The sequence below is a fragment of the Paenibacillus paludis genome (assembly GCF_042610515.1).
Lineage (GTDB): Bacteria > Bacillota > Bacilli > Paenibacillales > Paenibacillaceae > Paenibacillus_AQ.
The window spans coordinates 162,525-184,590 of record NZ_JBGJZP010000002.1; the positions used below are offsets into that span (position 1 = coordinate 162,525).

Below are 22,066 nucleotides of genomic sequence, written 5' to 3' on the forward strand. Positions count from 1 at the left end.
AACTGTCCCATTCGCCGGAAACTCCACTTATGGGACAGCCCCAAAACATATAAATTCTTATCTTTTTAAAAAAGCCGCCTCTCCCGAGGCGGCTCCTGCTTCTTGCTCATACACCCTTGATTTCACCCGTCACATTCACTGCTCATACTTATCCTTGCTTCACTGCGCAATCTGCTCGCGGATGTTCGCGAGGATTTTCTTCTCCAGCCTCGACACCTGGACCTGCGAGATGCCAAGGCGGCTGGCGACTTCGGATTGCGTCTGGTCGCGGTAGTAGCGCAGATAGACGATCAGGCGCTCGCGTTCGGTCAAGGCCCCAATGGCCTCGTTCAGCGCAAGCTTGTCGAACCATCGCTCCTGCGTTTCATCAGCGATCTGGTCGATCAGGGTGATCGGGTCGCCGTCGTTCTCGAAGACAGTCTCGTGGATCGAGGTCGGCGGCTTGTTGGCCTCCTGGGCGAAGACGATTTCTTCAGGCGTCACGCCCAGCGCCTCCGCGACCTCGCCGATGGTCGGCAGGCGGTCCAATGTCTTGGACATTTCATCCTTCATCTTGCGTACCTTATTGGCCATTTCCTTCAGCGAACGGCTGACCTTCAGGGTGCCGTCGTCGCGCAGGAAACGCTGAATCTCGCCGATGATCATCGGCACCGCGTAGGTGGAGAACTTGACCTCATAGCTGAGGTCGAATTTATCTACGGACTTCAGCAGTCCGATACAGCCAATCTGGAACAAATCATCAGGCTCATACCCGCGGTTCATAAACCGCTGCACCACCGACCAGACGAGGCGGATATTGCAGCTTACAAGCGTGTCGCGGGCCAGATTATCTCCAGCCTGACTGAGCGCGATAAGACGTTTGACCTCCGCATCGTCCAAATAGGTCGGCGGAGCTTTTTTTGACTCTGCATCCATGGCTCCAACCCCTAATTGTATAAAGCTTTTTTCGAGACGATGGTTTTCTTCATTGCGATGGAAGTACCGCGCCCCGGTTCACTTGTAACTTCGAACTCGTCCATGAAATTCTCCATAATCGTAAAACCCATACCCGACCGCTCCAGCTCCGGCTTGGAGGTGTACAGCGGCTGCTGCGCCAGCTCCAAATCCTCAATCCCGCGTCCCTGATCCTCTATGGTCAGACGCACGGTTTCGTTCTCAATCGATGCGGAGATGCTGACAATCCCTTCTGGGTCACTGTCATATCCGTGAATAATGCAGTTTGTCACTGCCTCTGAAACGACCGTCTTCAGATCATTCAGCTCTTCCATTGTGGGATCAAGCCGGGAGACAAAGGCTGCCACCACTACACGCGCGAACGATTCGTTCTCCGACAGGGCAGCAAACTGCACACTCATGAAGTTAACAGCTTCACTCTTTGTCATAACGCAACCTCCAAATCCGAGAGTGCAGCGCTCTCGTCGTCATATAGGGACATGATTTTGAACAGGCCCGACATTTCCAGCAGCCGCTTCACAGGTGCGGTGGCATCGCAGACTGCCATTTTGCCGCCTTTGCTGCGAATCAGCTTGTACCTCCCGAGAATGACTCCTAAGCCCGAGCTGTCCATAAACTGCAGGTCCTTCAGGCTGAGGATCATATGCTCGACCTGGCCGCGCATAATCGCTTCATCCATTTCCATACGTACATAATCGGCTGCGTGATGGTCCAGCTCTCCAAATAAACGGACAATCAGCACACCCCGGTGATGCTCCATCTCCACATGAGAATTCATGCCTGCCACTCTCCTCTTCGTTGCTTTCAAAACCGCCCTGAAACTAAATGTTTTCCCCTTCAAGGACAAGGTTTTCTACATGGCAATTGAGGATTCCTGCCCCACGACAAAACTAGAAGAAAACCCCTATGAATCTACAGGAGACTCATGAGCAATCTACAAAATACCAGAAATTAATCAATCGTGAACAGCGAACCCGTCGTCCGCTTGAACAGCTTCCACCAGCCCGCCTTCGCCACATCTTCGCCTGCCTTGAGCTCGTATTCCTTAATTACATTCGTCCCTTGATAAACTACCAGCTTACCTATGATCTGATCTGCAGCTACAGGAGCTTTGAGGTTTGCCGGCAGTACCAGCTCATGGCGGATGCCTTCCTGGGTGATGCCTTTCTTCAGCAGGACACTGTAGGTTTCCTCTGCGGTCAGCGGCAGCTCTGTTTTCACACCCTTCTCAATCTTTAGGGTACCGATAGCGTCGCCTTTTTTATGAATGGTGTGCATTTTATATTGGGAAAAGAGATAATCGAACATCCCCGACACTTCGCTGTTGCGCGTTTTGGTGTTCGGTTCGCCCAGCACGACCGCAACAGCACGCAGTCCGTCTCTGGCCGCAGTCGCAGACAGGCAGAACTTGGCTTCGGAGGTATAACCCGTTTTCAATCCGTCGGCTCCTGTATAGAAACGGACCAGCTTGTTCGTATTCACCAGCCAGAACGGCTTAGCCGAATCCTTGCGCAGATAATCCTGGTAGGAGCCGGTATATTTGATGATCCGCTCATGCTTCAGCAGCTCCCGGCTGATTACGGCAATGTCATGCGCCGAAGAATAATGGTTCTGCGCCGGCAGACCGTTGCAGTTGGCGAAATGGGTGTCCTTCAGGCCCAGCGCTTCAGCTTTGCTGTTCATCAGATCCACAAATGCACTCTCCGAACCGGCGATTTTCTCCGCCATTGCCACCGAAGCGTCATTGCCTGAGGCCATAGCGATGCCTTTGAGCATCTCATCCACCGTCATTTCTTCACCGGGCTCCAGAAAAATCTGCGAACCGCCCATGGATGCCGCGTATTCACTGGTCCGTACCTTATCGGTCAATTGCAGTTTTCCTTCGTCAAGTGCCTCAACGGTGAGCAGCATAGTCATAATTTTCGTAATGCTTGCCGGAGGCAGCTTATCATGGCTGTTCTTCTCATAGATTACCGTGCCGGTGCCCACATCCATCAGGATGGCGGAACGTGCACCCGGCGCAAGGTCAACAGCGGCGGCATTACTGCCGGTACCGGTACCTTTGGCTTTCTCCTCCGCATACGCCCCCGAGGACGCTCCCAGAACCGATACAGCAATACACAGCACTAACATAATATAACGCATTCTTCTCACAATGGTTCCCCTCCTGAACATTAACCTTCAATTCATAGGTACTGTGTTCCAGTTTGGTCAGAAAGGGTGAAAATTATTCCATTTATCCGCAAAAATGCTCTATAAAATAAAGGCCACCCGCTCCCGGATGGCCTCGCTATCTTGCTCTATGCGGTTAATACAAGTGGCAGGAAACCTGGTGCCCTGATTCCAGCTCGCGCAGCACCGGTTCTTCGGTCCGGCATCTGTCCATTGCATGCGGACAGCGGGGATGGAAGGCACAGCCGCTTGGCGGAGTTTCCGGGTTCGGCACGTCGCCGCTCAGGACAATCCGCTGCTTCTTCAGCGCCGGATTTGGCACCGGCACTGCGGACATCAGCGCTTGTGTATACGGATGGAGCGGCTTCGCGAATAATGCCTTTGTAGGCGCAAGCTCAACGATCCGCCCCAGGTACATGACAGCCACACGGTCACTGATAAACTTCACTACCGACAGGTCATGGGAAATGAACATATAGGTCAGGCCAAACTGCTCCTGCAAATCCTGCATCAGATTCAGCACCTGGGCCTGGATCGATACATCCAATGCAGATACCGGCTCGTCGCAGACGATGAACTTGGGGTTCAGTGCCAGCGCCCGGGCGATTCCGATCCGCTGCCGCTGGCCTCCGGAGAATTCATGCGGAAAACGGTGCGCCTGATAAGGGGAGAGTCCGACAACCTCCATCAAGTGTTCAACCCGGCTCTTCAGTTCATTTCCTGCTGCCTGTTCATGCGTGCGCATGGGCTCCTCCAGGATGCGCTGCACGGTCCAGCGCGGATCCAGCGAAGCATACGGGTCCTGGAACACCATCTGCATATCGGTGCGGAAGCGGCGCAGCTGCTCGGTACCCAGGCTGCGCACATCTGTGCCGTTGAAGAGGATCTCGCCCTCACTTGGTTCGATCAGGCGCAGGATAGCCCGCCCTGTAGTAGACTTGCCGCAGCCGGACTCTCCCACTACGGCTAGGGTCTCTCCTTGTTCTACCGATAACGTAATGCCGTCAACGGCTTTCACGGCACCTACTTGCTTGGAGAAGAACCCTTTGCGGATCGGATAATGTTTCTTAAGATTGCGGACTTCCAGAATTGTACTCATGATATTTCCTCCTGCTGCAGCAGACACCGGCAAGTGTGTCCCGGCTGAATCTCAAGCAGCTCCGGGCGTTCTTCCCAACAGCGCTGAACCACCATCGGGCAACGGGGAGCGAACCGGCAGCCGGGCGGCAGGTTGGCCGGGTTCGGCACCTGCCCCGGAATCGAGCTCAGGCGGTCATTGTCTCCCGCGAGCTGAGGCAGCGATGCCAGCAGCCCTTGGGTATACGGATGCAGCGGATTGTTATAGAGCGTCGCCACATCTGTTTCTTCCACAATCTGTCCTGCATACATAATGACCACTCTGTCGCACATCTCTGCAACCACCCCAAGATCATGGGTAATCATCAGAATGGACATGCCCTCGTTCTTCTGCAAATCGCGCATAAGATCGAGAATTTGGGCCTGGATCGTGACGTCCAGTGCCGTGGTCGGCTCATCTGCAATCAGCAGCTGAGGGTTACAGACCATCGCCATGGCGATCATCACGCGCTGGCGCATACCGCCGGAGAGCTGGTGGGCATACTGCTCGGCGATCTTCTCCGGACGGGGAATGCCGACCTTTCGCAGCATCTCAACCGCACGCTCATTCGCTTCCTTCTTGCCCAGCTTCAGGTGAAAGCGGGCAGACTCGGAAATCTGCCGCCCGATCTTGAATACCGGATTGAGCGAGGTCATCGGCTCCTGAAAAATCATCGCAATCCGGTTGCCCCGGATATTGCGCACTTCCTTCGCTGGCATTTCCAGCATATTCTTGCCTTCAAAACGGATTTGCCCGGCGGCGATCCGGCTGATCCGCTTGGGCAGGAGCTGCATAATCGACAGCGAGGTTATGCTTTTGCCGCAGCCGGATTCACCGACAATGCCCAGCGTCTCGCCTTTGCGCACTGACAGACTGATGCCGTCCACAGCGCGGACTGTGCCCGCAGCGCTTACGAATTCGGTGCATAATCCCGATACTTCCAGCAGTTCTGTCATCGTTTCCCCTCCGTTACGTTTATCTTTGCGTGTCTTCCTCCACACCCAGGTATTTAAGCGCAGTCAAGGCATAAACCTTGGCGCATTGAATGATCTGCCAGACTGGTGCTTTTTCATTGAAATTATGAATGGTGGACAGCTCGGCAGGGCCGTATTGCAGCACCGGAATGTTATGAGTGCGGAAATGGCGCGCATCGCTGGATGCCCATTGAAGCACACCGTAAGCCTCTTCTCCGCTCACTTCGCAAATACTCTCAACGAGATCGCTGACGACCGGCTCCTCCGGGGAGGTCCAATTCGCATTCCCCTGGAAGCCGAAGCCCTTGACCTCGGACTCGATTCCCGCCTCAAGCAGTAAGGAACGGGCCCGGTCAAGCACATCGCGGTAATCAACGCCGAACGGCACCCGCGAATCCACCTGAATGGTGCAGCGGTCGGCAACCACGTTGACCTTCGTACCGCCCTGAATGGTTCCGATATTTACGGTAACATGGTCGAACACCTGGTAGGCGACCGTACCGTACTCTTCACGCTGCTTCACATAATCCTGGGAGATGCGGATAATTTCTTTGACCTCCTCCGGAATATCCGGCTTGATATCCCATAGGCGCTGCAAGGCATCAATGCCTTTGGCCGCTTTGACGATTGCACTTTCACCAACCACCGGAGACAGGCTGCCATGTCCCGGCGTGCCTTCCACTGTGAATTCAAACCAGCAGCTGCCCTTCTGGCCGATCGTCGGATTCAGCGGGCCGGAGGGCTCAGCGATAACTGCTGCTGTCCCGGAAATTAGCCCGCGCTCCAGCACCCAGGGCACGCCCAGGTGGCCGCCCGTTTCTTCATCCGGCACGATAAGCAGGGACAGATCGCCTTTGAGCGGCACGCCTAGTTTCGACAGCAGGGCCACGGCATAGATCAGTCCGGCAAGCCCCGCCTTCATATCGGAAGCGCCTCTGCCGAGCATGTATCCATCAACAATATCCCCGCAGAAGGGATCAAAATCCCAGCGGGACAGATCACCAGCCGGAACCACATCGGTATGTCCGCAGAAAATCAACTTTTTATCGGAAGGCTGTTCAGCTGCTGTTGTCAATGTGGATACGAGATTCAGCATCTTTTCAGTGGCCGGATAAATGCTCGTGCTCACTCCCGCCTGCTTCAGATAATCAATAATAAAAGCGCTGATCTCACGCGAATCGCCCGGGGGATTCTCCGATGGATAACGGATCAACTGCGAGCACAGCTCCAGCAGCTGATCCTGCCCTTCATCAATTGCATTCAGCACCTTGCTTGTCCAGTCAGTCATTGGTAGTGGCCTCCCTATAGCTCCCATGAATTTGTGAAAAAAGAGGGACCGCAGCCTCATGGCCCGTCCGCTCTTTGTAAGTCGAATTTTATTCCTGCACTGACAATGGATAGAATCGGATGACCTCATCCGGGTAGAACGCATATCCGCTGATCTTGTTGCTCATACCAACGATGCGGTTGTATTCGTAGAGGTACGCCCATGGCGCTTCTGTTGTAATAATTTCCTGTGCCTGCTGGTACAGCTCACTGCGTTTGGCTTGATCAGTCTCCGTATTAGCTTGTTCCCACAGCTTGTCTACTTCGGCATTCTGATAGTTGTTGTAGTTGGAGGAACCTTTGCCATACATCAGGAAACCAAGATGATAGCCGGGATCATTGACAAAAGAAGTCCATTTGGATATATAAGCGGTCAGGTTCTTTGTTTTCTGCTGTTCCAGGAACTGGGCGCGTGCCAGCTTGTTGATGTTCATAGTGACGCCGATTTTGGCAAGCTCAGCCTGAATCAGTACGGCATCATCTTCCCAGTCGTCAAAGCCGGAGCCCAGGGTGAAGTCAAATTTAAACCCGTTCTCATAACCAGCTTCCTTCAGCAATTCCTTGGCTTTGTCCAGGTTATGCTCGTAGACGTAACCTGCATCGGTGAAGCCCGGAGTATTGCTGGCCACAGCGCTCTTCATCTGATTCGCCTGGCCGTACATGACGCCGCTCAGCAGTTCATCATAAGGGATGGCATAATTGATCGCCTGGCGGACCTTCTCGTTGTCAAAAGGCTTCACTTTGCTGTTCATCGCAAAGTAGAGAATCCGGTTGCTGGCGTTGGAGGCTACGGTCAGGTCGGTGTTGCTCTTCAGGGAGGATACATCCTTAGGCGGAATCTCAATCGCCATGTCTACATCACCTTTATCCAGCAGCAGCACCCGGTTGGAGGCTTCCTTGGTGAACTTCAGGGTCACCTTGCCAAGTTTCGCAGCACCCTGCCAGTAGTCTTCGTTAGGTGTGAACACTGCTTCCGTAGCCGGGTCCCATTTCTCCAGCTTGAACGGACCGGAGCCGGCGGCATGAGTCTTGAGGTAATCGGCACCTTGCGCTTCCACCGTCTTCTGATCGACGATCGAGAAGGTGTACATGGCCAATATTTGCAGGAAATTATGATTGGCATTAGTCAGGGTGATTTCAACTGTAGCATCATCTACGGCGGTTACGGTTTTGATCGCAGCCATCCCATAGAGAAAACTGCCGGAACTGGACTTGGCAACACGGTCAAAGGAATATACAACCGATGCTGCATCCACGGGATTGCCGCTCTGGAATTTCACTCCGGGCGTTAGTTTGAAGGTATAGACAGTATTGTCGCTCGAAGCCTCCCAGCTCTCGGCAAGCATGGGCTGAATATCTTCAGTGTTGGCGATATTCGCGCCATTTTCGGTCTTAATTCCGTAGGTAACCAGCTGATCGTATGCGGCAAGTACCAGTGTATCGGAGGTCAGGTCATTCGCTTCTGCCGGGTCCAGTGTTGTGCCGCCCTCGGAATAAGCTACGGTCAGGAATGGTTTGGCAGCCGCCGTCTCTCCTGTAGTTCCCGATGTCGCTGGTGAGGCAGCCGGTGTTTGCGGATTGGCGCTGGTTGCGCAACCAGCCAGCATAATTGAAAAAGCGATGAATGTGGACAGCAGCTTGACTCTTTTCATCAGTAATTCCTCCCTTTTCTATATCCTGCCTGCTAAAAAAACATATTGCTGCTTGTGATCATGCTCCGTGAGGGGCTGGATCTGCTTCCGAGGGTCTCGCCTGTCTGCAGCAGCCCTTCCGGCAGACTCTAATCTATATTTATCGGGCAACCTGCGGATGTGCAGCGGGACTTTCCTGCCTGCGCTCCGCTCTATTTGCCCGACCGCAACCGTGGATCAAGAACATCTCGTAAACCGTCGCCGAGCAGATTAAAGCCCAGAATCGAAGTGGCGATGGACAATCCCGGAAAAGTGACCAACCACCATTGACCGGAAATGATGTATTCCCTGCCCTCTGAGATCATCGCCCCCCACTCGGCAATCGGGGGTTTGACTCCAAGGCCGAGAAAGCTGAGACTGGATGCCGTCAGGATGGCGAAGCCCATTCCGAGGGTAGCCTGTACCATCAGCGGGGCCAGTGCATTGGGCAGAATGTGACGGTATAGGATCACCGAATTTTTTACACCGATCGCCCGGCTGGCTTCAACATACTCCTTCTCGCGGAGAGAGACGGTCTGGCCGAACATCAGCCGCGCGAACTCCGGAATACCGACGATTCCTACAGCGATCATTGCACTGGTTAAGCCTGCCCCGATGGAAGCGGCAATTGCCATGGACAGCACCAGTGAAGGGAAGGATAACAGGACATCCATCAAGCGCATAATGACCGTTCCGGTCTTTCCGCCGTAGTAGGCAGCAATTCCGCCCAGCGGTACGCCGATAAGAAAAGAAATCGCCACGGCAATCAGACCGGTCCAGATACTGATCCTTGCTCCGTACAGCACCCGGCTGAGAATATCCCGGCCGAAGTTGTCCGTTCCGAACCAGTGGCTTCCTGAAGGAGCCTGCAGTTTATTCGCCATATCAGTAATGTAAGGATCATGCGGAGCAATCCAGGGTGCAATGATGGCAATCACCGTCCAGATCAGAATAAAGATGAGGCCGATGGCAGCCAGACGGTTATGCAGAAGCAGCGTCAGTAATGTTTTGGGTTTCGGTGCAGCGGCGGGTTTGGCAGGGCTGCCCTGTGCTGAATGTGCTGCAGTGCTCAACAGAAATCTCCTCCTCTCCAAAAAGCTGTTTATTCATAGCGGATACGCGGATCAATCAGACCGTATATCAGATCTACCGCCAGGTTAATGCCGCAATAGAGAATCGCACTTACTAGGGTAAACGCCTGAATCGGCGCATAATCCGCGGCCAGAATGGAATCTGTGACATACCCGCCGATGCCCGGCCAGGAGAAGATCGTCTCGGTGATGACCGCACCGCCCATCAGATAGCCAAACTGCAGGCCGAGCACGGTAAGTGTAGGAATGAGGGCATTCACAAGTGCATGCTTATAAATTACGGCGGACTCCCGCAGCCCTTTGGCCCGGGCGGTGCGCACGAAGTCCTGATCGACTACCTCCAGCATGCTCGAACGGGTCATGCGGGCCACAATAGCCATGGTGCCTGTGCTCAGGCAGATTGCCGGAAGCAGCAGGTGGGCCAGACTGCTTTTCAAAGCGGCGGTATCACCCGACAGAAGGCTGTCCAGCACGTACAAACCCGTAATGTGGACCGGCGGATTCAGATCACCGCTGATTCGCCCCATCGGTGCCGGAGCCCAGCCAAGGATCGAATAAAAAATATAAATGAACATCAGACCAAGCCAGAAGATCGGCACGCAGGCGCCTATCAGCGAGAATACACGCGAAATATGGTCGAGGATGGATTCCTTGCGGGTCGCAGCAACAATTCCGACGGGAATCGCCACCAGAATCGCGATCAGTATGCTGGTCAAGGTTAGCTCAAGGGTGGCCGGAAACCGTGAGGACAAATCACTGGCTACCGAATGCCCCGTATGATAGGCATAGCCGATATTCCCTTGAAACAGCTGCCCGAAATAGCTGAAGAACTGAACGTAAAGCGGCTTGTCCAGCCCCATGTCCTGGCGGATCTTGTTCACGACTTCCTCCGGGGCCTGTTCACCGGACAGCATAATTGCGGGATCACCCGGCAGTACCCTGGATAGAATGAATGTGATGACGATGATACCAAGCAAGGCCGGAATCATCTGCGTTAGTCTTTTTAATGTGTAAGCAAACAATGAATCAACCCCCTTACGGCTTCTGTTGCAATCCAGGCTGTGAGCCCTTTCTTTAGCGGAACCTGCGGTTCCATGTCAGGTACTGTGCTGTTTCTTTATTCTCTTTAGTAGTTGAGCTAATTCTACATACAATTTCATGTCCACTCTACGTCCCGTTTAGCTAAAAAAAAGCACAACCGTTTGTCGGTTGTGCACTATTACCGCCTCTTAATGTCATGTTTTCTAACATTAACTTCCGTAAAAATTCCAGCACGCCCTATTTTTCCTGCAGGTAGTAGTAAATCAGGCACAAATGGCAGACAAATTGCTCACGCGGATCATTGAGATCGAACCCTGTAATATCACGGATCCGCTCCAGCCGGTATTTCACTGAATTGCGGTGTATGTAGAGACTGCTGGCCGTGTCAATCAGACTCCCCCGGTGCTCCAGATAATGATAAAACGTCAACAGCATGTTGCTGTCATGCTCCTGGTCATATCGCAGCAGCTTACCCAGCTTGCGCTCGAACAGCACCTCGAAGCCCTGCCCGCTTAACCCCTCCAGCAGATGGTAGACCTCCATCTCCTCGTATTGGGTGACTGCACCAGCCCCCTGGCCCAGACGTTTGGAGACCGACAGCGCTTTGCGCGCTTCATTATAGCTGGTGTGGATATTCCACAAATTCTCCGGGGTCCCGATACCGGTCCGGTAGGCGCTAAGACCTTCGCTTTTGTCATGCAGCCAGCTTTCCAGCGTTGCCGCCCATGGTTCCTCCCCGCCTGCAGCTCCCGTAAATTTACGGCCTTCCGGTGTCGGCAAGAACAATACGGCTCGGCTTGAGCGGTATTCCACATGGGGAGTCACTCCGCGCTTGCGCGCTTCCCGGTCCAGCAGCCGGTTCACGGTCTCCTCACTAGGAGCGGTATCACCTTCAATGACGGCTACCTCCCATTTATGTTCAGGATTCATGCCAAGCTGACGTGCCCGCCGCTCCACTTCATGCCGTGAAGGCAGCGGAGGCGTCAGCAGCTCGTCGATGAAATTGCCGCGCAGACGAAACTCGGTATCCTCGGCTACCTTTTTCCGCATCAGCTCAAGGGCAAATACCAGCCTGGCCTGCTCGATCCCCACTTCCTCCATATCATCCAGCTTCTCCTTGTCTACCAGAAGCCTGGCCACCGTCCGCTTGTCCACATTAATGTTCCAGTTCAGCGGTGAAGTCTTCTGTGACCAGTCAAAATTGGAGGGTGAGGAAACTATAATACTGCGCTGCGTATCCACCAGTGCGACAGGCGCTTTTAGAAAGTCGGCCACATTATCGCTTACCGCCTGAATTCCGCTGTTCTCCAGCACCATCGTTGTGAGTGTGCGGTAGACCTCTTCTGCCCGGCGCAGCAGCATAGCCTGACGGCCCAGCAGCAGCTCCATCACCGGCTGGGTAATGTTCGTATAAGGGATTTCAGGCGGAATCTCGACGATCGGCAGCCCGCAGGCATTGCTCGCTTCGATCGCCGCTTGAGGAATTTCCTTCAGGAACCGGGCTGGTTTTATCGCCAGCGCAGCTGCCCCGAGCTTGTCCAGTGTGTATACCAGCTCAGTCAGCAGTGAAGGGTCATGACGGATCGAATAGGCCGTAGTGAGCAGCATGACGCCTTCACTGATCCAACCCTTCAGGTCGGGAACCTCCATAATATCTACAAAGCGGACAATCCGGTCCAGTCCCTGTCCACCGCTGACTACGGTGGCTGTGCCGAGTATCGGCAGCTGCAGCAGCTCTCTCAACGTAATTCCTCGTGTGTTCAATATTCCTTCCTCCCTCCGCTGTCTACAGTATTTCAAGTTTTCTCCTGAGATATGCCATAGTCTGGCGTTCCCGATAGTTTATCAGAATTCGCCCGCAAACCACAGGGCAAATATTTCAAATTGCAGATAACAACTGCATCCTACAGTAAAACCTTCTGGAGAAAATCGCTGAAATGGAGACATCCTGCAAACTACATTGTGCGGTGACTTATCCGGACACCAGAGCTGTTAGTTCGTTGAAATCCACAATTTCGGCAATCCACGGACATCACAGTCGCTATTGCAATTTGTATGAAATTGCCGGCACTTTGCCGTTTCTCCAAGGAATTACGCGACTGCGGTCCGCATGTAGTGTGGAAACCAGATGTATTTTTGCTTCTCATACTGCCATATAGCCTGCTTGTGGCGAAACCAGATGCACTTTTACCTCTCATACTGCCATCCATCGCGTTTGCGACAATATCAGATGCACCTTTGCTTCTCATTCCGCCCTCTGTTCCACCACTTTACGCGATCGAGACTCCGCTCCTGCGTTTCATCAAGCTTTCGAGTGATCCACAAAAAAACGTCCTCGCCAGACCGATGGTCCGGGAGAACGTTTCACTTGAGTGTGGGTAGCTGTCTGCCCAACAAATCAGCCGTTGACAACGATTTAGCGGCGGACAAGCCCGGGCAGAGAGGCAGCCGAAGCCGCTGCGGCACCCAGTGAGAGAATCGGGTCGAGCGCACGGATTCCTAGCTTCTCTTCCAGTTCAGCAGCCAAACCGATCGTTGCAAATCCGGTACAGGCCAGCACAATGGCCTCTGCTCCGCGCTCAACGAGCCTTGCCGCTCCGGCCAGAGCTCCGGCACGTCCCGCAGGCGTGTTCAGATCAAGCGTCGTTGTTACACCGTCGGGGCGATCCATCCCGAGATAGGCGTCCCCGAGGATGCTTCGAATGAAGGGAGGCACCTCGGTCAGGATCGTCAGAACGCCGACTCGGCTGCTGAAGGCCAGTGCCATATGGGCTGCGCAGGACCCGGCACCGAGTACAGGAATCCGTACCGCAGCCCTCGCTTCCAGCAGCGCCGGATCCGCCGCGCAGCTGATGCCGATCGCCGTACATCCGCTTGCTTCAAGCTCCCGTGCGAGTTCAATGATTTTCGGTACGGATTCCGCTTCCGTTAGGTCATCGTAGACGCCTTGAGGCTGATCCTGAATGCAGCGGCTCGTGACCGGCAGACCATAGCGGTGCTCTATCAGCTCGCCGTGCAGATGGATGGAGCTCTCTTCTTGAAGTGTTATTACACGTATGATTCCCAGCATCCGTATCCCTCCCTTTCAGGTTGCTTGTAACGACCGCTTAGGTACTTGTCAAGACTAGAGCAATTCCCCGGCGCGCATAATGATTTTGTTATCAATAAACACATCCGGCTTCATCACTACGGCATCTATATGTACACCTGCCGCTACAACGCCGCCAAAGGTGTTATTGCTGCCAAAGGCTACATGAATGGTCCCGTAGACCTTCTCATCCTCAAGCACCACACCGGTAATTCTCGCCTTGTTATTCGTGCCAATGCCGAATTCACCCAGGAGCCGGCCATCGCCTGCCCCCAGCATCCCCAGCAGCTTGTCTCCGCCTTCACCTTCAGCTGCTGTAAGCCGGCCCTGCTCCACCGTCAGCACCATTGGACTGGCCAAGGCGCCAATACCGGCTATGGACCCGTCTACTTTAATCCGTCCTGCGGCGGTGCCTTCAAGCGGTGCTATATACGCTTCGCCCGAAGGCAAATTCCCGGATTCTCCAGGATTCAGGTATAGCCCGGTACTCAGCACTCCGTCCCGCCCTTCTATGGAAAAGGAGAGGCTTAGCCCGTCCTTCTCCACACGTACCTCACGGCCTGCGGACAAAAGCAGGGCAACTTGTTCCGTCAACGACTTCACCTGTCCATAGTCTGCCGTAATGGCTCCATGGCTGAACATGTCATCCGTCATACCCGGCATGGTCGCTACCCGGGTTCCCGCTGCAGCAGCCTGCTTGCGGGCCGCTGTATGTGTCATGGAGTGTTTTGTAATACACACCGCCACATCCGCCTTGGCCATCGCCTCCGCAATCGGAGCAGGCGGTTCTTCACCGGACTTGCTCCGTTCCTGCATGATCAGCAGCACCGACTCGGCTCCGAGTCTTTTGCCGGCCTCATAGACGGATTCGGCAAGCTCCCGCTTGTCATCATCCGCCACTACAGCAAGCAGTTCACCGCTGCTGAGTCCCAGGCAGTCCTTCAGGACATTCATACTGATTATTATCCGCTCTTCACTCATATTCGTTCCTCCTGATTACACCATTTCCGCCATCAGCTTCCCTATGAGGGCATTTGACAGTACGGCTGGCACTCCTGCTGAGGCCGCCCATATTCTATGCTGCTCCACATAACCCATGCAGTCAAGCACAATCACATCCGCCTGGTCTTTCAGCCGGCTTGCTGCGGCGCGAAACTCCGCTTCAGTGCCGGTATATGGAGAGACAGCGGCAAAAGGAAGAGAGGTCCCCGGCCCGGCAAATTTCTCGACCATACTCACTTCCTGCTCAGGCAAGGGACCGATCAGCCCCAACCGGCGTTTGCCAATCATGGCCTGCACTACCGGTGGTATAATCCGGTCCGGCTCAAGCAAATGGGCACGGTTCGTGTGCAGCTCAGGAAACACACCGGTGCAGAGCAGCAGAATCAGTCGGATTCCAGCAGCCTCCATGGCATCAATTTTTCCCTGCAGCACCGTCTTTATCCTTTCGCGGGAGATGATCGCCGCAGTACCATCCGCCATCCGGGTCGTCAGAACGTATTCTCCTTCTTGCGGACTGTAGTATTCGCGGACCTGTGCCGGAGTGAATCCATCCAGTACCCCCGATTGCAGCAATTCCGCACGGCCCTCCAAATATTTCTCAATAATCGGCGCCACATCGGATCTGGGGGACTGTCCAATCGTGATCAATCCAATTTTCATCAATTTGCTTCCTCCTAGATGTTCATGGAGTTACCCTTCGCAGTACAATCGCTATAAACCCGGATTTAGCGGGAGGTTACCGCCGGTTTGCCCAGTGTCTGCAATACACTCATCGTGCCGTACAATTCTGTAATGCGGTCAAATTCCGCTTCGTTATAGAATGAGCATGATCCCCCGGTCACTTCTTTGGCGGTTTCAATCGCAAAACGTACTGCGGAAGCAATATCAACCTCGTGGCTTGCCCCGGTACCGCAGCCGGGCACCATGGACTGTGCAGTTATCGCCAGGCCCACAACCGGAGCATTCGTTGCAACGGCAGGCTGAAGAATCGAGTTAATATGATAGAGGCCGTTCCCGTAAGGTGTAATATCCTGGGTCGTCACCGGAAAAGTAACCGGAAACTGGCCTGTCGTCATTTCCAGAATGCGCAGCAGGTCCTCACTCACCCGCAGGATATAGCCTTCCTTGACCGTTGGCGAAATTGCAATGCCTTTGTGGTTGACCACCCGGTTGCCTTTAGTGGTATCAATGGACAGAACCGCTTCCATTTCCGGCAGCACCTCATGTTCATTCATCTGCAGAATATCGACCGGGGAATCCATGAAATCCACCGGTTCATGCGGCAGCGTCGGAGCATCCGGGCAAATATGGGTCGTTACCAGCACATCCCCTTTGAGCACATCGCCTTGGGTCTGCATATGGGCCAATTTCAGTGCTGAAGCAATGGCAGCGACTGCGCCGTCCGCATCGGAGACAATCCCGATCCGGCTGGGACGGGCGCCGATTCCGCCTAGTCTGCCCACAATCCCGAAGGTCGGCGCCGTGCCGCCCGCCAGCTTTCCGTTGCTGCCCGGGATTGAGATTTTGACGAATTCCGTGCTGCCTTTTTCACCCTCAACCTTATGGACGTCTACCTTAACTGCCGGATAAGCTGCAAACAGCTGCCTGACCTGTTCACCGTTAGCATAAGCGCTGTCCAGTGTGTTCAATACCGTTATCGTTTGATGAAGTGCCATTATAATTCCTCCTCGGATGTGCTGACTCGCGGATTTGTTAATCTGTAGAAACGCTAACGACATTTCATGAAAAAGCAGCCAACCGCCGCCAGTCTGTACAAAACTATTATTGTAAGGTTAGAGTTTATAGTATCTTAAATTCCAAAACGTCCACAATGTACCGCCCTGCCAAAACTGATGTGCTTTTCTTGTCCTTAGCAGATAAACCTTACGCAGCACGTACAGTCTTCAGTCGTTATTCCAATTCTCGCCTTATAAATAAGGATCAAATAAAGGAAACTTGTATCTTTCAGGCGAATTTCTTAGCTAAGCTACTTATAAATGAACTGAATCGGAGGAACCATCATGAAGCTTGAATATCTGCAGCATAAGCTCAGCGAGGAAGCTGAGACCGAAAGATTCTCTGGAGCAGTTTTGGTCAAAAAACAGAGCCAGACCCTGGCCGCTTCTTACGGCAGTGCCAACATTTCAGAGGAGCGGCTAAATCATCCGGACACACGCTTTGGCATCGCCTCCGGCTGCAAGCTGTTTACGGCGATTGCTGTCTGCCAGTTGGTGGAACAGGGCAAGCTTGCTTTCAGCAGCAAGGTGCTGGATGTGCTGAATGGAAAAGAGTTTGCCCGATTCAGCCATGACATGACCGTTCATCACCTGCTGACGCATAGCTCGGGTATTGCGGATTACTTTGATGAAGAAATCATGGATGATTACGCGGCGTTGTGGCTGAACCAGCCCATGTACCTGCTGCGCAAGCTCCAGGATTTCGTGCCAATGTTCTCGCAGCATCCGATGAAATTCACACCGGGAGAAAGATTTCACTATAACAATGCCGGATACATCATGCTTGGCCTGCTGGTTGAGAAGATTAGCGGGATGTCCTTTACGGATTACGTGGAGCAGCATATTTTTGCGCCTTGCGGAATGAAGCATTCCGGGTATTTTGCACTGGATGCGCTTCCAGCCAATACCGCCATGGGATATATCGAAGAAGCGGATGGAAACTGGGTCACCAACATCTATTCCATTCCCGTAAAAGGAGGCGCTGACGGCGGCGCTTTCGTCACCGCGCCTGATATGCAGCGGCTATGGCAGGGACTGCTTGATCATACGCTGCTAAATCCGGAGCTGACGGCCCTGCTGCTCACTCCGCATATTCATGATGATAATGATGAGTACTACGGTTACGGAGTATGGATCACGAAGCGAAACGGCGAGGCACTGAAATACCATCTGATGGGGTACGATCCCGGGGTGTCCTTCCACTCCGCCTTCTATCCTGCAAGCGGAGTAACCGTTGTTGTCCTGTGTAACAAAAGCCGGGGAGCCTACCCTATCCTGAAGGTGGTAGAGGACTGGCTGCTGCAGTAATTCTTCATGGCAAGGTGCAAGTTAGATGATATTTAAAGTCAAACTCCTGGAGGGTTAGATTACTTCAAATTGCAAAAAGCCGTACAGAACATTTGACTGTTCTGTACGGCTTTTCGTTTACATGATGCTGATCTATCACAGAAATACAAGAACCTTTACATCCTGCGCTGAATCCTAGTACCGGGTTACGCCATCTTTGGTCACAAGCGCAAACACCAGCGGCTGAGGCGGAACGGGCTGAGCGGAAATGCGGTAAGCTTCCAGCACTTTGGCTTCCGCTTCCTGCACTTTGTTCTCGCTGGCATCGTTCACATGCAATACAGCAAGCGTATCGCCTGCGGCTACGGCATCGCCGACTTTCAGCGACAGCTGGATGCCGACGGCGAGATCAATGACCGATTCCTTGGTCTCGCGGCCTGCGCCAAGCAGCATGGCAGCTACACCAATCTCTTCGGCTTGGATGCTCTCCACATAACCACCGGTTGCTGCTTTCACTTCGATAAATCTCCGTGCTGCCGGCAATGTGTCCGGCGCTTCGACCTGCGACACCTTTCCGCCCTGCGCAGATACGATTTGCTTGAACTTGTCCAGAGCACTGCCATCCTCAATATGAGACATCAGGATGGAGCGGGCTTCGGCTTCGTCCTTCGCCTTGCCGCCAAGCACCAGCATTTGGCTGCCCAGAATAAGGCAGACCTCCTGCAGATCCTTCGGCCCGTGGCCCTTCAAGGTTTCGATGCCTTCCTTGATTTCCAGGGCATTGCCGATGCCGTAGCCAAGCGGCTGGTCCATGTCGCTGATGACCGCAACCGTATTGCGGCCCAGATGGGTCCCGATATCCACCATGGCTTGCGCCAAGGCAATGGAATCGTCAAGTGTCTTCATGAACGCGCCGCTGCCGGTCTTCACATCAAGCACGATGGCATCGGCACCTGCGGCGATTTTTTTGCTCATGACGGAGCTGGCGATCAGCGGAATGGATTCCACTGTCGCTGTCACATCACGCAGTGCGTAGAGTTTCTTGTCCGCAGGTGTAATGTTGCCCGACTGGCCGATTACAGCAGCGCCGATCTCCCCTACCTGGGCGAAAAATTGTTCCCGGCCCATCTCGATAGAAAAGCCGCTGATCGACTCCAGCTTGTCGAGGGTGCCTCCGGTATGTCCCAGCCCGCGGCCGGACATTTTGGCCACCGGAACTCCGGCTGAGGCAACAAGCGGTGCCAGTACCACAGTCGTCTTATCGCCCACGCCGCCGGTGGAATGCTTGTCCACCTTGATGCCGGCAATCGGACTGAGATCGACCTGATCACCGGACATGGCCATTTCCAGCGTCAGATCGCCGGTTTCCCGTGCGTTCATCCCGCGGAAATACACCGCCATTGCCCAAGCCGAGATTTGGTAGTCGGGAATTTCACCCTTGCTGTAGCCTTGGATCAGAAAAGCTATTTCTTCACGGCTAAGCTCCCCGCCGTCTCTTTTTTTCTGAATAAGATCAACCGCTCGCATTACACCTGTACCTCACGTACAAAGGCGCGCACAAGGCCGATAAACTTCGGTTTAGTCAGATTGGCGACTTTTACCACCTGCTCATGGGTCAACGGCTCCAGCTCATCTCCGATCGCCATATCGGTGATACAGGTAATGCCGAGCACACGCAGCTTGCTGTGGCTGGCCACGATCACTTCAGGTACAGTAGACATCCCGACAGCATCACCGCCGAGGTATGCCAGCATTTTCAGCTCCGCCGGTGTCTCATAAGTTGGACCGCTGATGCCGGCATATACACCTTCCTGCAGCACAAGCGATTCACCGTCTACACCTTTAACATCAGCCGCAAGCTTTTTGGCCAAAGCCATGTACTCAGGGTCATAAGCACGGGACATATCCGGGAAACGCACACCCAGCTCCGGATCATTAGGTCCGATCAGCGGGTTGTCACCAGTCATATTGAGGTGGTCGGTAATCAGCATCAGGTCGCCTGCTTTGAATGCCCGGTTCATTCCGCCGCCCGCGTTAGTGATCACCAGCGTACCCACGCCAAGCTTTGCCATCACATAGACCGGAAGCACAACTTTGCGCATCTCGTAGCCTTCATAGAAGTGGAAGCGGCCCTGCATGATAATAACATCCTTGCCTTCCAGCTTCCCGATGACGAACCGGCCAGCATGGCCCTCTACCGTAGAACGCGGAAAATGAGGAATTTCTTCATAGGGCAGATACACTGCATCTTCGATTTGGTCGCCCAGATCGCCAAGCCCTGAGCCCAGAATCAGCCCGATGGACGGTGAATACGCTCCGAATTTGGATTTTACGTAGTCCGCTGCTTCTTTCACCTGATTGCCGTAAGAAATATTGGTTTGTGTCATGAATTGAACCTCCCGGGTATGAATTGTTGTGGATGAATAATATTGGCATAATTCCGATGCCATTGAATTTGATCTATAGAGCCTACATCTTCGGAATAAAGGCCAGTACCAGCTTCAAAAAGCGCTCACGCACACGTTCAGCCGTCTCCATAACCTCCGCATGGTTCAGCGGCTGGTCAAGAATGCCGGCAGCCATGTTGGTGATGCAGGAAATGCCAAGCACCTCGATACCGGCATGACGGGCCACAATCGTCTCGGAGACGGTGGACATGCCTACAGCATCCGCACCTTGACGGCGCAGCATGACAATTTCAGCCGGAGTTTCATAGCAAGGGCCGAGCAATCCGGCATAAACGCCTTCTTTGAATTCAAAATCCTGCTCTGCCGCAGCTTCCTTCGCCGCTGCAATCAGGCGGGGGCTGTAGGCGGTCGACATATCCGGGAACCGCACGCCCAGAGCATTGTCATTCGGGCCGGTCAGCGGATTGCGCCCGGTCAGGTTCAGATGATCGGTAATCAGCATCAGATCGCCGGGTGTAAAGTCCGTGTTCACGCCACCTGCGGCATTGGTAACGAGCAGGCTGGTTACGCCAAGCTCTTTCATGACGCGCACCGGGAAAGCCGTCGTCTCCGGGCCGTAGCCTTCATACATGTGGAACCGGCCCTTCATCATTACAACTCGTCGTCCTTCGATCATCCCGATCAGCAGTTCGCCTTCATGTCCTTCTACTGTGGATACAGGAAAATGGGGGATCTCGTTGTAGGGAATTACAACCTCATCCGTAATGAGGTCTGCCAGAACGCCCAGACCTGAACCGAGAATCAGCCCTATTTCCGGGGCGACTGTACATTTATCCTTGATATAAACCGCTGCTTCCTGAATGTGCTTTTGGCTAACTGCTTCCATAGTTTATTGCCTCCTTGAGGGTTGTCCGTAGTATTGATGCTTCATAGGATTTCGTATTATTTGAGTTCCGCCAAAAAGCTTGTCCCATATTGCGGCGCTTTGGCCCCGAAGTTGTCGGCAATTGTCGCTGCCACATCTGAGAACGTCTGGCGGATGCCCAGGTTGCCCGGAGTCTTGAATCTTGGACTATAAATCAAGAGTGGCACATACTCGCGTGTATGATCAGTTCCGCTATGGATCGGATCGTTGCCGTGGTCTGCCGAGATAATGAGCAGATCATCTTCGCCGAGTGTAGAGAGCAGTTCCGGAAGCGCCTGATCGAATACCTCAAGAGCATGTCCGTAACCTTCCGGATCGCGGCGGTGGCCATACAGGGAATCGAAATCTACCAGATTCGTGAACAGGAAGCCGTCAAACGGCTTGCGCAGCTCTCGGATCGTAATCTCGATGCCATGCTCATTGCTTTTTGTCGGATAAGTGGCTGTTACGCCTTCACCTGTGAAAATATCGTTGATCTTGCCCACAGCGATAACGTCTTTACCGATATCCTCCAGCGCGTTCATTACCGTCGGCTCCGGCGGTTTGACCGCATAGTCATGGCGGTTAGGAGTACGCACAAAGTTCCCCGGTTCGCCGACATAGGGGCGGGCGATTACGCGGCCTACTGAGAATTCGGGAGCCATCGTCAGCTCGCGGGCGATTTTGCAGGCGCTGTACAGCTCTTCCAGCGGGATAATATCTTCATGAGCAGCAAGCTGGAATACGCTATCGGCGGAAGTGTACACAATCCAGGCCCCGGTCTTCATTTGCTCTTCGCCATATTCGACCAGAATCTCCGTACCGGAAGCCGGTTTATTGCCGATCACTTTGCGTCCGGTTGCCGCTTCGAACTTCTCAATCAGCTCTGCCGGGAATCCGTCAAAATAGGTGTTGAACGGAACTTCAATCTTCAGTCCCATCAGCTCCCAATGCCCGGTCATTGTATCCTTGCCTACCGATACCTCCTGCATTTTGCCGTAATATCCGGCTGGTGCTGCTACAGGCTCCAGCGGCGGCAGCGGTGCAATATTGGCGAGACCAAGCTTTTGCAGATTAGGCAGCTTAAGACCCGGCACCCGCTCCAAAATATGTCCCAGCGTATGGGACCCTTTATCACCGAAACTTTCCGCATCCGGCGCTTCGCCGATACCAACACTATCAAGAACGATAAATCCAATTCGTTTAAATGAGGACATGTCCGTCTTCACTCCTTCGTAGTATGCATATTCTTTAGGTTTTATCAAAACAAGAAGAAACGGCTCTACCTTCTTCCGA

The 22,066-nt window shown here is 53.7% G+C and carries 20 protein-coding genes; 1 reads left to right on the plus strand and 19 read right to left on the minus strand.

The features are described 5' to 3' along the window. Window positions 1-159: 159 nt before the first annotated feature. From sigF to ACAN56_RS04105, 15 genes are all read right to left on the minus strand, one after another. Window positions 160-915, minus strand: coding sequence for an RNA polymerase sporulation sigma factor SigF (sigF, locus tag ACAN56_RS04035; RefSeq protein WP_038594702.1), 756 nt, complete (start codon window positions 913-915; stop codon window positions 160-162). An 11-nt stretch (window positions 916-926) separates the two neighbouring features. Beyond that, a complete protein-coding gene (gene spoIIAB / locus ACAN56_RS04040; protein WP_379140635.1) occupies window positions 927-1,382 on the minus strand; it encodes an anti-sigma F factor in 456 nt (151 codons plus the stop codon). Further along, complete coding sequence (gene spoIIAA / locus ACAN56_RS04045) at window positions 1,379-1,732, minus strand: anti-sigma F factor antagonist (protein WP_038594706.1); 354 nt, start codon at window positions 1,730-1,732, stop codon at window positions 1,379-1,381. The genes spoIIAB and spoIIAA overlap by 4 nt, the downstream gene beginning before the upstream one ends. Before the next feature lie 173 nt (window positions 1,733-1,905). After that, window positions 1,906-3,099: a D-alanyl-D-alanine carboxypeptidase family protein gene (locus ACAN56_RS04050; RefSeq protein ID WP_379141397.1), complete on the minus strand. Its 1,194-nt coding sequence runs from the start codon at window positions 3,097-3,099 to the stop codon at window positions 1,906-1,908. 163 nt (window positions 3,100-3,262) lie between these two features. Then, on the minus strand, window positions 3,263-4,225 hold the full coding sequence (locus ACAN56_RS04055; protein ID WP_379140637.1) for an ABC transporter ATP-binding protein: 963 nt from the start codon (window positions 4,223-4,225) through the stop codon (window positions 3,263-3,265). Then, window positions 4,222-5,199, minus strand: a complete 978-nt coding sequence (locus ACAN56_RS04060) for an ABC transporter ATP-binding protein (protein WP_342436302.1) — start codon at window positions 5,197-5,199, stop codon at window positions 4,222-4,224. The genes ACAN56_RS04055 and ACAN56_RS04060 overlap by 4 nt, the downstream gene beginning before the upstream one ends. Window positions 5,200-5,218: 19 nt before the next feature. Further along, a complete protein-coding gene (locus ACAN56_RS04065) occupies window positions 5,219-6,505 on the minus strand; it encodes a M20 family metallopeptidase (RefSeq protein ID WP_038594713.1) in 1,287 nt (428 codons plus the stop codon). A gap of 88 nt (window positions 6,506-6,593) precedes the next feature. Then, window positions 6,594-8,195 (minus strand): ABC transporter substrate-binding protein, encoded by a 1,602-nt coding sequence (locus ACAN56_RS04070; protein ID WP_340897337.1) that lies wholly within the window; start codon window positions 8,193-8,195, stop codon window positions 6,594-6,596. A 191-nt stretch (window positions 8,196-8,386) separates the two neighbouring features. After that, entirely contained in the window at window positions 8,387-9,286 is a 900-nt protein-coding gene (locus ACAN56_RS04075) for an ABC transporter permease (RefSeq protein WP_038594717.1), read from the minus strand. A 29-nt stretch (window positions 9,287-9,315) separates the two neighbouring features. Further along, a complete protein-coding gene (locus tag ACAN56_RS04080) occupies window positions 9,316-10,326 on the minus strand; it encodes an ABC transporter permease (RefSeq protein WP_379140641.1) in 1,011 nt (336 codons plus the stop codon). A 256-nt stretch (window positions 10,327-10,582) separates the two neighbouring features. After that, window positions 10,583-12,109, minus strand: a complete 1,527-nt coding sequence (locus ACAN56_RS04085) for a PucR family transcriptional regulator (RefSeq protein ID WP_379140644.1) — start codon at window positions 12,107-12,109, stop codon at window positions 10,583-10,585. 652 nt (window positions 12,110-12,761) lie between these two features. Further along, window positions 12,762-13,415, minus strand: coding sequence for an aspartate/glutamate racemase family protein (locus tag ACAN56_RS04090; protein WP_379140646.1), 654 nt, complete (start codon window positions 13,413-13,415; stop codon window positions 12,762-12,764). Window positions 13,416-13,469: 54 nt separating this feature from the next. Continuing rightward, window positions 13,470-14,414, minus strand: a complete 945-nt coding sequence (locus tag ACAN56_RS04095) for an aminopeptidase (protein WP_379140648.1) — start codon at window positions 14,412-14,414, stop codon at window positions 13,470-13,472. A gap of 15 nt (window positions 14,415-14,429) precedes the next feature. Then, complete coding sequence (locus ACAN56_RS04100; protein WP_379140650.1) at window positions 14,430-15,098, minus strand: AroM family protein; 669 nt, start codon at window positions 15,096-15,098, stop codon at window positions 14,430-14,432. Between the two features lie 62 nt (window positions 15,099-15,160). Further along, the gene (locus ACAN56_RS04105) at window positions 15,161-16,111 is read right to left on the minus strand and encodes a DUF1177 domain-containing protein (protein WP_340897330.1); all 951 of its coding nucleotides are present in this window, start codon (window positions 16,109-16,111) and stop codon (window positions 15,161-15,163) included. Between the two features lie 345 nt (window positions 16,112-16,456). On the opposite strand from ACAN56_RS04105, the gene ACAN56_RS04110 reads away from it, so the two are divergent. Then, entirely contained in the window at window positions 16,457-17,479 is a 1,023-nt protein-coding gene (locus tag ACAN56_RS04110; protein ID WP_379140652.1) for a serine hydrolase domain-containing protein, read from the plus strand. A gap of 174 nt (window positions 17,480-17,653) precedes the next feature. On the opposite strand, the gene ACAN56_RS04115 is transcribed toward ACAN56_RS04110, so the two are convergent. From ACAN56_RS04115 to deoB, 4 genes are all read right to left on the minus strand, one after another. Then, a complete protein-coding gene (locus tag ACAN56_RS04115) occupies window positions 17,654-18,985 on the minus strand; it encodes a pyrimidine-nucleoside phosphorylase (protein WP_038594731.1) in 1,332 nt (443 codons plus the stop codon). After that, window positions 18,985-19,845 carry a purine-nucleoside phosphorylase gene (locus tag ACAN56_RS04120; protein ID WP_038594733.1) on the minus strand — a complete coding sequence of 287 codons (861 nt, stop codon included), beginning with the start codon at window positions 19,843-19,845 and terminating at the stop codon, window positions 18,985-18,987. The genes ACAN56_RS04115 and ACAN56_RS04120 overlap by 1 nt, the downstream gene beginning before the upstream one ends. 82 nt (window positions 19,846-19,927) lie before the next feature. Next, on the minus strand, window positions 19,928-20,752 hold the full coding sequence (locus ACAN56_RS04125; protein WP_076108927.1) for a purine-nucleoside phosphorylase: 825 nt from the start codon (window positions 20,750-20,752) through the stop codon (window positions 19,928-19,930). 56 nt (window positions 20,753-20,808) lie between these two features. Beyond that, the gene (gene deoB, locus ACAN56_RS04130) at window positions 20,809-21,987 is read right to left on the minus strand and encodes a phosphopentomutase (RefSeq protein WP_038600282.1); all 1,179 of its coding nucleotides are present in this window, start codon (window positions 21,985-21,987) and stop codon (window positions 20,809-20,811) included. Window positions 21,988-22,066 lie beyond the last annotated feature (79 nt).